Source organism: Segatella albensis DSM 11370 = JCM 12258 (assembly GCF_000426565.1).
GTDB lineage: Bacteria > Bacteroidota > Bacteroidia > Bacteroidales > Bacteroidaceae > Prevotella > Prevotella albensis.
The window spans coordinates 175,425-187,649 of record NZ_AUFP01000005.1; the positions used below are offsets into that span (position 1 = coordinate 175,425).

Annotated in this window: 10 protein-coding genes; 1 reads left to right on the top strand and 9 read right to left on the bottom strand. The window is 40.4% G+C overall.

From position 1 onward, the window contains the following. Positions 1-11 precede the first annotated feature (11 nt). The 6 genes from K333_RS0103720 to K333_RS0103745 all read right to left on the bottom strand — a co-directional run bounded on the left by K333_RS0103720 (position 12) and on the right by K333_RS0103745 (position 6,313). A complete protein-coding gene (locus tag K333_RS0103720) occupies positions 12-422 on the bottom strand; it encodes a hypothetical protein (protein ID WP_024989333.1) in 411 nt (136 codons plus the stop codon). A gap of 17 nt (positions 423-439) precedes the next feature. Then, a complete protein-coding gene (gene atpC / locus K333_RS0103725) occupies positions 440-679 on the bottom strand; it encodes an ATP synthase F1 subunit epsilon (protein ID WP_024989334.1) in 240 nt (79 codons plus the stop codon). A gap of 5 nt (positions 680-684) precedes the next feature. Further along, a complete protein-coding gene (gene atpD, locus K333_RS0103730; protein WP_024989335.1) occupies positions 685-2,211 on the bottom strand; it encodes a F0F1 ATP synthase subunit beta in 1,527 nt (508 codons plus the stop codon). 133 nt (positions 2,212-2,344) lie between these two features. Next, the gene (gene pfkA, locus K333_RS0103735) at positions 2,345-3,322 is read right to left on the bottom strand and encodes a 6-phosphofructokinase (protein ID WP_024989336.1); all 978 of its coding nucleotides are present in this window, start codon (positions 3,320-3,322) and stop codon (positions 2,345-2,347) included. 42 nt (positions 3,323-3,364) lie between these two features. Continuing rightward, positions 3,365-4,744, bottom strand: coding sequence for an SLC13 family permease (locus tag K333_RS0103740; RefSeq protein WP_024989337.1), 1,380 nt, complete (start codon positions 4,742-4,744; stop codon positions 3,365-3,367). An 87-nt stretch (positions 4,745-4,831) separates the two neighbouring features. After that, positions 4,832-6,313 (bottom strand): oligosaccharide flippase family protein, encoded by a 1,482-nt coding sequence (locus K333_RS0103745; protein ID WP_024989338.1) that lies wholly within the window; start codon positions 6,311-6,313, stop codon positions 4,832-4,834. A gap of 62 nt (positions 6,314-6,375) precedes the next feature. Here K333_RS0103745 and K333_RS0103750 point away from each other — a divergent pair, with 62 nt between their 5' ends. Beyond that, positions 6,376-7,335 carry a glycosyltransferase gene (locus K333_RS0103750; RefSeq protein ID WP_024989339.1) on the top strand — a complete coding sequence of 320 codons (960 nt, stop codon included), beginning with the start codon at positions 6,376-6,378 and terminating at the stop codon, positions 7,333-7,335. 283 nt (positions 7,336-7,618) lie between these two features. On the opposite strand, the gene K333_RS0103755 is transcribed toward K333_RS0103750, so the two are convergent. The 3 genes from K333_RS0103755 to gyrA all read right to left on the bottom strand — a co-directional run bounded on the left by K333_RS0103755 (position 7,619) and on the right by gyrA (position 11,984). Then, on the bottom strand, positions 7,619-7,936 hold the full coding sequence (locus K333_RS0103755; RefSeq protein ID WP_024989340.1) for a YbjQ family protein: 318 nt from the start codon (positions 7,934-7,936) through the stop codon (positions 7,619-7,621). Between the two features lie 88 nt (positions 7,937-8,024). Continuing rightward, complete coding sequence (locus K333_RS0103760) at positions 8,025-9,242, bottom strand: hypothetical protein (protein WP_051230859.1); 1,218 nt, start codon at positions 9,240-9,242, stop codon at positions 8,025-8,027. 102 nt (positions 9,243-9,344) lie between these two features. Beyond that, complete coding sequence (gene gyrA, locus K333_RS0103765; RefSeq protein ID WP_024989342.1) at positions 9,345-11,984, bottom strand: DNA gyrase subunit A; 2,640 nt, start codon at positions 11,982-11,984, stop codon at positions 9,345-9,347. Positions 11,985-12,225 lie beyond the last annotated feature (241 nt).

The following is a 12,225-nucleotide window of genomic DNA, read 5'->3' on the forward strand; positions in this document are numbered from 1 at the left end:
ACGTCTATACTTTAATTCACTGACCCTACGTCAGCATGTTTGCGGAAGAAAAGTGTATGATGAAGAATGATAGCGAGATAAAAGCATGCAAACACGACCAGAAAATTGAACATTGCAGCCCGACCTGCTATCATATAATAAATAAGTATCATCAATAATGCAGATAAAATTCTCACAATGGATACTCCCATAAAGAAATTGGTGAGATTATCGGCAGCTTTCCGAGCAACCTTTCCCCAAACCAATCCATCCGCAAATTCAATGATCAGACCATACACAGTGGAAGTGATAAACGCAGTCAAGATATTCTCCAGATGAAGCAAATTGATGAGAAGCAAGCCCATCAAGAATAAAGCTCCAACCAGTCCTATTCCCTGTTTACGATAATTCCAACTCAAATGATCTATATTCTTATCTATCATCAATTTATCACATTTGATTAAACTTCCACACACACGTTCACTTCATTCTTCTTCACTTCAACGAACCCACCTTTTATGTTCAGCGAATTCATGCCATCTTTGGTTGAATATTCTACGACACCAGTCTCAAGAGAAGAAATGATAGGAGCATGATTTTCAAGAATCTCGAACGAGCCAAGTGTTCCAGGAACTCTGATACTCTCCACATTTCCATCGAAGATGATTTTCTCCGGAGATACAATCTTAAGACTCAACATAGGCATTATCCTTTAGCTTGTTCGAGAAGTTTCTTACCCTTCTCCTTAGCATCCTCAATGGTACCAACATTTAAGAACGCCTGCTCTGGTAAGTCATCTACTTCACCATCCATAATAGCATTAAAGCCCTTGATAGTATCCTCGATACTTACCATTACACCTGGAGTACCAGTAAACTGTTCAGCAACAGCAAACGGTTGAGACAAGAATCGCTGTACACGACGTGCACGAGCCACTGTGAGTTTATCCTCATCAGAGAGTTCATCCATACCCAAGATAGCAATAATATCTTGTAGCTCATTATAATGCTGCAACAATTCCTTCACGCGTTGTGCACATTCATAATGCTCCTTACCAACGATAAGTGGATCAAGAATACGCGAAGTACTAGCCAAAGGATCTACAGCTGGATAGATACCCAACTCTGTGATTTTACGATTCAACACCGTAGTAGCATCCAAATGGGTAAAAGTTGTAGCAGGCGCAGGGTCAGTAAGGTCATCGGCAGGTACATACACAGCCTGAACAGAAGTAATAGAACCATTCTTGGTAGAAGTGATTCGTTCCTGCATTTGTCCCATCTCCGAAGCCAATGTAGGCTGATAACCTACAGCTGAAGGCATTCGACCAAGCAACGCAGAAACCTCAGAGCCTGCCTGTGTGAAACGGAAGATATTATCAATGAAGAACATGATATCAGCTGCTTCACCATTAGCGCCACCATGATCACGGAATTCCTCTGCCACAGTAAGTCCTGAAAGAGCTACTGAGGAACGTGCCCCAGGTGGTTCGTTCATCTGACCATAAACAAGGGTGGCTTGTGACTTCTTCAGTTCTTCAGGGTCTACCAAAGAAAGATCCCATTTACCTTCTTCCATGGCCTTTCTGAACTTTTCGCCATATTTAATAACACCGGATTCAAGCATATCACGAATCAAGTCATTACCTTCACGTGTACGCTCTCCTACTCCTGCAAAAACAGAATAGCCATTATGTCCCTTGGCGATATTATTTATCAACTCCATGATGAGCACAGTCTTACCTACGCCAGCTCCACCAAACAATCCAATTTTACCACCTTTCATATAAGGTTCGAGCAAGTCGATAACCTTTATACCAGTGGCAAGCATTTCCTTATGGGTAGAGAGTTCGTCAAACTTCGGTGCTTCACGGTGAATAGGATATGCACCCTGCATATCTAGTTTTTTCATACCGTCGATTGGTTCACCAATGACATTCAGCATTCGGCCTTTAATTTGCTCACCTACAGGCATCACGATTGGACTTCCCGTCGAAACGGCTTCGAGCCCACGCTGCAAACCATCGGTGTTGTCCATAGCGACACAACGTACGGTATCTTCACCGATATGCTGTTTCACCTCGATGATCAAGTCGCGACCATCAGGACGTTTTACCTTCAAGGCCTCATTAATTTTTGGAAGCACTTTCTCGGGATCCTCGCCCTTCGTGTCGAAATAGACATCGATGACAGGACCAATGATCTGAGAAATGTGTCCATTAATTGTTGCCATAAGCTATTAATTATTTTAGTTAAATATAATATTGTCGTTTTCCAAGCATCAAAAGTACCGAAATTGTTTTGTTCTACCAAATTTATGTATTTTTATTTCACAATTACGGTACTTTTTTTATACCTTTTTAATATTAGATACTCAACTCATCGAGTACCTTTATCAGTTTTCTATCGAAAGGTTTATCTGATCGAATTGCTTCACTCAATGGTACATAAACCACTTCATTGTTTCTCACACCGACCATTACATTGCGCTGTCCTTGCATAATGGCTTCTACGGCTCCGCAACCCGTTCTACTTGCAAGAATTCTATCTCGTGCTGTTGGACGTCCACCTCGCTGTAAATGACCTAAGATAGACACGCGCACATCATATTCAGGGAACTCCTTACGCACACGATCTGCATAATACAAAGCGCCACATTTCGGACTTTCAGAAACAACCACAATACAACTCTTCTTTGATTTACGGATACCACGCTCCATAAATTGAGCTAACTGGTCAACATCTGTAGAATCCTCTGGAATAATAGCTGCTTCAGCGCCACTAGCGATTGCTGAATTCTGAGCTAAGAATCCTGCGTCACGTCCCATTACTTCGATAAAGAAAATACGCTCATGACTTTGCGCCGTGTCTCGAATACGATCGACACACTCTACAATTGTATTCATGGTAGTATCATAACCTATAGTATTATCTGTACCGTACAAGTCGTTATCAATAGTACCAGGAAGACCGATACAGCAGACATCATAGTCACGAGCAAAATTCATAGCACCCGTCAACGATCCGTTACCACCTATTACGACCAAAGCATCAATACCTTGTGCTTGCAAGTTTTCATAGGCCTTCTGTCGACCTTCCTCAGTCATAAACTCTTTACTTCTTGCGGTTTTTAGGATAGTACCACCGGTACCGATGATACCACTTACGTTTTCTGTAGTAAAAGGCTTGATATCATTCTGAATTAGTCCGTCATAACCTCGATAGATAGCCTTGATTTCGAATCCATTATAAATACCAGCACGTGTGACTGCGCGAATAGCAGCATTCATACCAGGAGCGTCACCTCCAGAGGTCAGGATTCCGATTGTCTTAATTTTAGCCATAATACTTAATACCTTTTCTTATTTTTTGATTAGTTATCTTTTTCACATTACAATCCATAATTCAACGAGTCCGGCTATCATTCCAAAGAGGCACTTCCACCCCACATTTCGGAAATACCAACCAAGATGCATCTTTTCCATCTTGAGCAGCGCTACACCACTGATAGAACCTATAGCCAGAATATTTCCTCCTGCCATCACAGAGAAAGCTATAATTTTCCAGTAAGCGCCATTGATGCCGATCATCGAAGAAGTATCAGCAAGTGACTGCACGGTAAAAGGTGAAAGTGAGAAGAAACTCATCGCCGTAGCGAAATTCTCCACTACCGAACTGATTGCACCTGCTATTAATCCATAGATCCAAATATTATGCAAATATGCTTCTAGATAGGTCCACACCCACTCTATAGCGCCTGTTTCTACCACGACGCCAATAGCAAGCATCATTCCCATTACATAAAGCATCATTTGAATTACGCCATATTGCAAAGCCTGAGGGATGCGACGTTGAGCCATCATGTCGGAATTCATCAATTTACGATTAAAGATCTCGTTTACAATCCACAAGATGGCAAGCACACACATAGCGCCCAAGAATGGACTGAGTTTTGTAATATCTCTAAAGGTAGGAATAAACCACAAGCCTCCAATACCTACAAACAGCATGAGTAATCGTTGCCAGATATTCAGACGGGTATCATCACCACGATATGGCATTGTAATCCACTCTGTATCTACGTGTTCTGGTAACATTCTCCCCATTAAATAAGTAGGTACACTCCAAGCCACCACACAAGGAATAGCTAAAGCAGCAGAGAAATTCGTTGCCGTCACAGCTCCCAAATTCCATAGCACAAGTCCTTCAGGATTACCTATTACCGTAAGAGCACCACCACAATTAGCCGATACGACAATAGCAGATCCGTAAATCATACGTTGACGTCGATTAGGGATAATAGAATGCATGATCGTAAGCATCATCACCGTAGTAGAGAGGTTATCGAGATTGGCCGAAATAATAAAAGTCACCACAGATAACGTCCATAACATTTTTCGGCTGTTCCGTGTACGCAACAACTGTCTGACGAAATCGAAACAACCGTTATTGTTCAGAATCTCTACGATTGTCATCGTAGCTAATAAGAACAACACTACTTCTGATGCTCTACCAACATAAGGAAGAAAAATATTCTGTGCTATATAATGTTTTACACTGGCACTTGTAGACGATGCTTTCCCTAAAAAGACCAGATATTCACTATTATGTTGGCTCATCACGAAATCAGTACCATAACAGATATACAGCACCCAGCCCAAAGCTGCAGCAAAGATAGCAACAGCTGCTTTGTTTATATTAGTAAGGTTCTCAGTGGCTATGAGAAGATATGCTAAAACAAGTATGGTAACGATCAATAAAGTCATAATATACTAATTTCAGCACAAAGTTAACAAAAAGAATCAAATAGACAAGAATCAAACCTTTTTTTTATATCGGTTTAACGCAAAAACCTATTTGCATTTCAATCTGCATTTCTTTAAAATTTCATTTATCATAGGAACTTTCCTACTTAAAGTTTTAATTGATAATACCGAGATAACTATCACTACAACTGATGACAAGGCGATTTCTATAAAGTCTTCATATAAGAATATAATTCCACACATTATAGATAAGAGAAACAAATAAACCATAAATTTCTTAATTACATTTTCATCTGGCAGATAATCATATTTCCAATAACAATACAGCAAATCGAATAATAGAATTATGATAGACGAAAACAATAAGGCAATTCCCATGCCCGTAATATCAAACTGATTCTGGAAAAATATCATCGAGGGAATAAGTACCACACTATAACTTAGTTCAATGATAAGATACGAAACACTATCACCTTTTGCCAAAGGGATATACTCTAAAGGTAAATAAAAACCTCTCACAAAGACTGCAACTATTAATAGTCGGGTCATATCGGTAGCAAGTAGGAATCCACGACTATAAAGTAATGGAATTAGTATGGGAAGAAACAGCAAGAGCAATGCCAACAGTGGTGCTAAGAGAAGTATACACATTTCGATCTGTCTATTCACCAACTCACAAAACTCCAATTGACTCTGCACTCCAGACAGTCGTGGGAAGTAATCAGTTTCCAAAGCTGATAAGACCACTCCTGCACAGGTCATCGTAAGCATATATCCTGCATTATAGAGTCCTACGACGTTCAATCCTCCGTGATGTTCCAGATACGACCTCACTATCAATTCTGTACCACTACCGATAGCTGTCGCCACAACGAATACCAAACCTAACCGCATCATTCCGCACCCTTCTGCGATGAATTGTTTCCGAAAAGATATTTTCAATGGAAATAAGCGATAAGACCTTACTACAACAAGTAGCCATTGCGCAACAGCTAATAATAACAGAGAAGGAACGATAGCCTTCTGTCCCCATATATAATAAAGAGGTGTAGCAATCAACAAAGCCGCTCCAGAATATTCTATCGACTGCAAAGCAAGATATTTGAGTTGTTGGGTAGCTTTTAATACTGCTATCTCTCCACAAACGATTGCCATCAAGAAGACTACTGGCGAAAGAAGTACGAAATGAATCATATGTCCTTCTTTGGAAAATACGAAAGTATCTAACCATGGACTCAACACAATGCATATTACTGTACCCCACAGAGCTACCATCAAGCTCCACATTCTTACCATCTCAACTTTATCGCCAATCTTTTCGTTTTGCCGGAAAGCTACAGATAGTTCTCGCACACTACTCATTGAGAGCCCCATAGTGGTAGAATCTGACACAAATTTAATGACCGAATTAAACAACGAGATTAATCCCAATCCCTCTGGACCGAGAATCAAAGCTACCAATTTGTTCTTTACAAGCGAAAGCAGAACATTTCCTCCTTGTACACCTCCGAACATCCCGGTATACTTTAGGATATGCGAATATTCATCATCGTGTTTTACTTTTTTCATTACATAAATAACGTTATTCAATTCTTTTTATTACCTTTGCTTTTGAAAAAAGAACCATTATCATGCAGATTTCCACCCAAAATTCAAAGCCTCAAATCAGTTTCATCATCACCACATACAACATCGATGATGAAATGCTCCGAAGTTGCATCGATAGCATTCTCCGTCTGTCCCTCAGTCGAGATGATCGGGAAATCATCCTCGTCGATGATGGTTCTGATCTTCCCCCACTCACTTCTCTTAGTGATATTATCGACGAGATTATCTATATTCGACAGCGTAACCAAGGGCTTTCGGCAGCTCGTAACCGTGGACTACAGATAGCCAATGGTGAATATATACAATTTGTGGATGGTGATGATATGCTCATTCAAGCGCCTTACGAGCATTGTCTCGACATTGCGCGCTACCATAATCCTGATATGGTGATTTTCGATACGAGCCATCGTCCAACTTCCGAGGTGGCTTTTGAATACAACGGTCCAATCTCGGGCAGCGAATATATGCATAGTTATAATCTACATGCTACTGCTTGTGGATATATTTTCCGCCGCTCTATACTCCACACTTTGCGCTTTACTCCTGGTATTCTTCACGAGGACGAAGAGTTCACTCCTCAACTTCTTTTACGTGCAGAACGTGTATTCTCTACAAAGGCCAAGGCTTATTACTATCGCCAGCGTTCACAATCTATCATGCATAACAATAATCGGCGTCATCAACTTAAGCGCCTTCACGATACTCGTGACATTATCTTCCGCTTACAATATCTGGCAAGTACTTTACCAGAAGCCGACCGCGTAGCATTAAACCGCCGTATCGCACAACTTTCGATGGATTATCTCTATAATACGATCTTGTTGACGCATAGTAGTAAGCACCTTGATATCGCTATTCAAAATTTACGCAGCAAAGGGTTATTTCCACTTCCTGATAAGGATTATACGAAGAAATATATGCTATTCCGTAAGGCTATCAATAGTCGATTGGGACGCCGCATGCTTCTACTCTCGATTCATTAATTTCATTCTATTCTTCACAAGATGACTCATCTGGTATGTGTATCGTCCTTATTGGATAAACTTTATTTTTATAATATTTAAGCCTCATTCCATGAATTCAGAATTCGCGAATTCAACTGTGCAACTGCTACATAATCCTTCGGGATCCGTTCGAGATAGTCATGAAATGGAATTACATATATTTATAAAAAAAGTCTATTCACCCTTGACCAAAAGAAATTCGCATCTCTTGTTATCAAAGAATGAATAGACATATCATAAATCACAAAAAAACTGAATATTCTTATATAACTACAGCTGTACCACTACAAGCTACCATAAGCATAGATCCACTGGAACCTATTGTCTCGTAATCGAAATCGATTCCAACAACTGCATTGGCGCCTAATGCCTGAGCGCGCTGTACCATCTCGTGCATAGAAGTATCTTTAGCCTCACGCAACACCTGCTCATAACTGTTGCTGCGACCTCCCACAAAATCACGTACACTGGCAAAAATATCTTTAACGAAGTTAGCACCAATAATAGTTTCACCTGTTACTACACCTTTGTATTCCAATACAGGATGTCCCTCAATAGAGGGTGTTGTACTTAAAATCATAATCCTAATTTTTAGTGTTTAATATAAAAAAGCCCTTATTTGCATAGGGAAATACAAACAAGGGCTATATAAAATATAGATTTAAATATTAGTGACTCTCCTGCTCTGCAGCTATAGTCTTAGGATCTTTAGCACCATAAAGACCATAGCAAGCCTGATAGCGGTTATAACCCCAGTTAGCCTGTGCCTTGTTAGGATCTAATTCCTTTGCTTTGTCGAGATACTTCAAAGCCTCGGTATATACTACCTTACGACCATTAGGATCTTGGAGATTAGAAGCCTTCACATTAAGACAAGCGCCCAGATAGGTAAGAACGACAACATTCTCTGGCTGAATCTTCTCAGCTTCCATCAAGCACTTTACAGCTTTATCTGCATCATTCTTTGCGATATAGTACATACCCTTATCTGCATAAGCAACAAAGCCCTTAGGATTAGCTGCGATAGCTGCATCAAGAAGTTCGAGTTGCTCCTTATCCATCTTCAAACCCTGATACATACCATTAAGATTGTCAAGGATAACCTCATTGGTCTGATCCTGTGCATAGAGAGCTTTCAACTTATCAACATAAGCCAAGGAATCAGCCTTAGTTGCCAAATTACTCTTCATGCTATATAGTTTCAAATTTAGAGCATCCTTAGCCTCAGCAGGACTCTTCATAGCGATGTCACAATACTTTTCGCAAAGATCCATCTGCTTCTCCTGATATGCATAGCGAGCACCGAAAAGTGCTACCTGACCTATATATTCACTCTCTGACTTACGATCCATTGAAGCGAACATTGGTTCACTTTCTGTATCAAGGAATGTACCCCAATATTCAAGTACCTTCTTAGCATTACCCTTCTGTGCAGCAATCTGACCACCATTTACAAGATTGGTGCGAGCACCCCAAAGGCGAGCAATATTACCATCAAACTTTGGCTTTACCTTACCCTTCTCGTTAGGCTGCTGGTCATACTTATAGCACTCTAATCCAGCCTTGATAGCCTGAACAGCAGAGTTATACATTGCAGTAGTATCATAAGGCTGAGGATCCTTCTTAAGACCTAACTGCTTATTGGTCATATTAGTCTGCTCAATAGCCTGCTGATCACTATATACTTTCATAGCGAGATCTACCAAGTGATTGTAAGCTTTAGCTTTTTCAGCACTATTAGCAAGCGTGTTAAGGTTTTGCTTAATCAACTGTTCAGCATCTGCATAGCTATTAGTTTTAAGGATAGCTTTCAATGCATCGCTGTCACCAGCAAAGGCAGCCGATGTACCTACCATCATCAAGGCTGCAATCATTAATTTTTTCATATTGTTTAATTTTAAAGGTTTGGCAAAATTAATTTCGAAAGCAAATAACCGAAATATTTTTGATATAACGGTCATTTGCCTCGATTATTTAAGATTTTTTTATCATTCAAAATCTACGTTTGGAGAGATTGGGCTTTCTTCCTCGGTATCATCAGCTTCGTTAACAGTTGGTTCTGCTGTCTCCTCTGCAGATTTCTGTACAGTATTATCACCACTTATCTCTTCACTCTTCTTGGCCCAAGCTGCGCGACTTTCCTCTTCTACTGTTGCTTCGAGTTCACTACTCATTACCTTACATACACTAGCAATGACATCGTTCTTCTTAGCTAAATTGATAAGACGAACACCCTGAGTAGCACGACCCATAACTCGTACATCGGCTACAGCCAGACGAATTACGATACCACTCTTATTGATGATCATCAAGTCGTTTTCGTCGGTAACATTCTTGATAGCTACAAGCAAACCAGTCTTCTCTGTAATAGCAAGAGTCTTAACACCCTTACCACCACGGTTAGTAACACGATAATCTTCTACCTGTGAACGCTTACCATAACCTTGTTCGCTCACAACCATAACAGTCTCATGCTCTGGATCATTAACTACGACCATGCCGATTACTGCATCATTTTCATCATCAAGTCGCATACCACGAACACCAGTAGCCGTACGACCCATGGTACGAATGGTATTCTCATGGAAACGAACAGCACGACCATTACGGTTAGCCATAATCAATTCATTATTACCATTAGTAAGGCGAACATCTACGACTTCATCGTTCTCGGCGATATTGATAGCGATCACACCATTAGCACGTGGACGAGAATACTGTTCGAGCAATGTCTTCTTCACAGTACCATTCTTAGTTGCGAATACTATATAATGTGAATTGATGAATTCTTCATCACTCAAACCTTTTCCACGTAAGCGAAGGAATGCATTTACGCTATCATCAGAATCAATGTTCAACAGGTTCTGAATAGCGCGCCCCTTAGAATTACGGTCACCTTCTGGGATTTCGTAACACTTAAGCCAATAGCAACGACCCTTCTTGGTGAAGAAGAGCATCGTCTGATGCATTGTAGCAGGATATATATATTCGGTGAAATCCTTCTCACGAGTACGAGCACCCTTAGAACCTACACCACCACGAGCCTGCTCACGGAAATCTGCAAGTGGTGTACGCTTGATATAGCCAAGATGACTCACGGTGATAACCACAGGATCGTTAGGATAGAAATCCTCTGGATTAAACTCGTGATCGTCCGGCTTAATCTGTGTACGACGCTCATCGCCATATTTCTCTTTTACCTCATTGAGCTCATCCTTCATCACCTTCTTGCAAAGTTCAGGATCGCTCAAAATCTGATTAAGATATTCGATCTGCTTCATCAACTCATCGTACTCAGCATGCAACTGATCCATACGAAGACCTGTAAGCTGACTGAGACGCATATCTACAATGGCCTTACTTTGAAGTTCATCGAGTTCGAAGCGTTGCTCCAAATTACGCTGAGCATCAGAAGGTGTTTTACTTGCACGAATAATATGTACAACTTCATCGATATTATCACATGCGATGATCAATCCTTCGAGGATATGAGCACGTTCCTGTGCCTTACGCAACTCGTACTGTGTACGGCGGATCGTTACATCATGACGATGCTCTACGAAATACTTGATACAATCTTTCAGTCCAAGCAGACGTGGACGACCTTTAACCAACGCAATGCAGTTAACAGAGAATGAGCTCTGTAAAGCTGTCATCTTAAACAACTTGTTAAGTACCACATTTGCATTAGCATCACGCTTCACGTCAATCACGATACGCATACCTTGACGACCAGATTCATCGTTAGCATTAGAGATTCCATCGAGCTTGCCTTCTTTTACTAATTCGGCGATATATTCAATAAGCATCTGCTTATTTACTCCATAAGGAATTTCCGTGACAACGATCTTATCATGATTCTCATCACTTTCGATTTCGGCAGTAGCACGAATCACGATACGTCCTCGACCTGTTTCATATGCATCCTTCACACCTTGGATGCCATAAATAGTAGCACCTGTAGGGAAATCTGGAGCAGGGATATACTTCATCAATTCATCGAGTTCGATATCAGGATTATCAATATATGCGCAACAACCATCGATAACCTCACGCAGATTGTGTGTAGGGATATTCGTAGCCATACCTACAGCAATACCATTACCACCATTAACAAGGAGGTTAGGAATCTTAGTAGGCATTACAGACGGCTCCTGCAAAGTATCATCGAAGTTGTTGACCATATCAACGGTTTCCTTATCAAGGTCGTCCATGATATGTTCACCCATCTTACTGAGTCGGCACTCCGTATAACGCATAGCAGCAGGAGAGTCACCATCCACAGAACCGAAGTTACCCTGACCATCAATAAGTTTATAACGCATATTCCATTCTTGGCCCATACGAACCAAAGCGCCATAAACAGAAGAGTCACCATGAGGATGGTATTTACCAAGAACTTCACCTACAACACGAGCACACTTCTTGTAAGGTTTGTCACTAGTATTTCCGATACCAAGCATACCGTAAAGGATACGACGATGCACAGGTTTGAAACCATCACGAACATCTGGAAGGGCACGAGCTACAATTACCGACATAGAATAGTCGATATAAGAGCTCTTCATCTCTTCTTCGATGTTGATTTTCATAATTCGATCTTTATCGATCGTCTGATTTTCATCCATTTTCTTATGATGTATTTAATTTATATTTCTCGTTTAAGGCCATTTATTTTCGTTCTAAGCGATTTTAAGGTCCAAAAAACATGGCAAAGATACAACATTTATTCTATATATAAAAGTCTTTAAAGCAAAAAAAACGCCTTTTTCACGATTTTACTTTTTTACATCTTCTTTCTTATTTTTTTGGCACACCCTTTGCTCTATATAATAGAAAATGCTATCTTTGCAAGATAGTATAGATAAT

What these genes read in the sequence shown, in the direction of transcription:
- atpD (WP_024989335.1), bottom strand. Translation starts at nt 2,211, where the DNA reads ATGGCAACAATTAATGGACACATTTCTCAGATCATTGGTCCTGTCATC.
- K333_RS0103760 (WP_051230859.1), bottom strand. Translation starts at nt 9,242, where the DNA reads ATGAAAAAATTAATGATTGCAGCCTTGATGATGGTAGGTACATCGGCT.
- K333_RS0103745 (WP_024989338.1), bottom strand. Translation starts at nt 6,313, where the DNA reads ATGAAAAAAGTAAAACACGATGATGAATATTCGCATATCCTAAAGTAT.
- gyrA (WP_024989342.1), bottom strand. Translation starts at nt 11,984, where the DNA reads ATGGATGAAAATCAGACGATCGATAAAGATCGAATTATGAAAATCAAC.
- K333_RS0103750 (WP_024989339.1), top strand. Translation starts at nt 6,376, where the DNA reads ATGCAGATTTCCACCCAAAATTCAAAGCCTCAAATCAGTTTCATCATC.
- K333_RS0103755 (WP_024989340.1), bottom strand. Translation starts at nt 7,936, where the DNA reads ATGATTTTAAGTACAACACCCTCTATTGAGGGACATCCTGTATTGGAA.
- K333_RS0103740 (WP_024989337.1), bottom strand. Translation starts at nt 4,744, where the DNA reads ATGACTTTATTGATCGTTACCATACTTGTTTTAGCATATCTTCTCATA.
- K333_RS0103720 (WP_024989333.1), bottom strand. Translation starts at nt 422, where the DNA reads ATGATAGATAAGAATATAGATCATTTGAGTTGGAATTATCGTAAACAG.
- atpC (WP_024989334.1), bottom strand. Translation starts at nt 679, where the DNA reads ATGTTGAGTCTTAAGATTGTATCTCCGGAGAAAATCATCTTCGATGGA.
- pfkA (WP_024989336.1), bottom strand. Translation starts at nt 3,322, where the DNA reads ATGGCTAAAATTAAGACAATCGGAATCCTGACCTCTGGAGGTGACGCT.